Source organism: Arcicella sp. GW458-12-2-14-TSB2 (assembly GCF_059423785.1).
Genome location: NZ_JBWKYN010000349.1, coordinates 1 through 1,524, shown reverse-complemented (window position 1 = coordinate 1,524; position 1,524 = coordinate 1). Strand labels below are relative to the sequence as shown.

Below are 1,524 nucleotides of genomic sequence, written 5' to 3'. Positions count from 1 at the left end.
ATTAAATACTTAATTATTCCTAATTTTAATCTATATTTAAAGCCTAATTTCAATTAATCACTTACACACTGAGTTTAAAACCCATTTTACCTTCCTTCCACTATTTTATGAATACTGTTAAAGATTTCGACAAAAAAGAAGCCATTTTTCAAGCAACCCTCGAATTAATATCAAAACATGGATTCCACAGTTCACCCATGTCTGAAGTAGCCAAAAAAGCAAATGTAGCTGCAGGAACAATTTATCATTATTTCAAAAGTAAAGACGAACTCATTTGCGCACTCTATGTCTATAAACGTGAAAAATCGATTCAGAATATATTTAAAAATGATGATCCTTCAAAACCTTTCAAAGATCGCTTCCGTAGTTTTTATCTGCAAATGATTAATTACTATTATACTAATCCTAAAGAGTTCTATTTCTTAGAACAATTTATGAATTCTCCGTACATTAGTATGCTCCAAAAAGAAGACATTGTTAGATTAGAACAACCAATTTATGATTTTCTAAGAAAAGCTGTTTTCACACAAGTGGTTAGAGACATCCCTCCTAAAATACTTATTGCTATGGTTACTGGAAGTGCAAGTTCTTTGATTAAACTTCGTTTATCAGGGGAGTTTTTAATGACTTCATCAGACCTCGAAATGGCATTTTTCACTTGCTGGGATGGGATAAAAAAGCCATAATTGTTTTATCTATTCTTATTGAAAATCTTGAAGGCAATATACAATGCCCCCAATAGTAAAATAAGGAATAATAAAGAAAATAAGTTTTCGGTACCTTTTGATAATTGAGACTGGAATAAAAGCATTTGAATAAAGAGTAAAGTTTAAATGACATAACACTAACGCTGAATCTTACAAATTAACTCATCAAATACTAGTCCTCAAAGAATTTTAAGTTATATTTAAAAATTTGAAAGAAAACATTTACCAAGTATCGCTTAAATATATGCAAGAACTTATTAAAATTGGGGTAATTAATATTTCAGACCGAGCAAGTGCTGGTATTTATGAGGACATTCCCGGAAAAGCCGTTGTTGAAACATTAAAAGAATATTTAGTCTCCACATTTGAAACGGTTTACAAAGTAATTCCAGATGAGCAGGTTTTAATTTCTGAAACGCTCATCGAAATGGCGGACACGCACAATTGTTGCTTGATAGTAACAACAGGAGGAACTGGACCGAGTAAAAGAGATGTAACCCCAGAAGCAACCGAGGCTGTTTGTGAAAAGATAATGCCTGGCTTCGGGGAGTTAATGAGGATGGAAAGTCTGAAATATGTTCCCACAGCCATTTTGTCACGCCAAACGGCTGGAATCAGAGGGAAATCATTAATCATCAACCTGCCTGGCAAACCTAAAGCTATTCGACAATGTTTGGATGCTGTTTTTCCTGCCGTTCCATATTGTATTGATTTACTTGAAGGGCCTTACCTTGTTTGTAATCAAGAGTTTATGAAAGAATTTAGACCAAAGCAATAAAGAAAAATGCCTGCAAAATTAATTTTGCAGGCATTTTTC

2 protein-coding genes are annotated in these 1,524 nt (G+C 33.1%); both read left to right on the top strand.

All coding sequences use genetic code 11. The annotated features are described in order from the left end of the window. The first annotated feature begins 107 nt into the window (after positions 1-107). Entirely contained in the window at positions 108-686 is a 579-nt protein-coding gene (locus AC07XN_RS24365; protein ID WP_309916156.1) for a TetR/AcrR family transcriptional regulator, read from the top strand. 265 nt (positions 687-951) lie between these two features. Then, on the top strand, positions 952-1,485 hold the full coding sequence (gene mog, locus AC07XN_RS24360; protein ID WP_494744930.1) for a molybdopterin adenylyltransferase: 534 nt from the start codon (positions 952-954) through the stop codon (positions 1,483-1,485). Positions 1,486-1,524 lie beyond the last annotated feature (39 nt).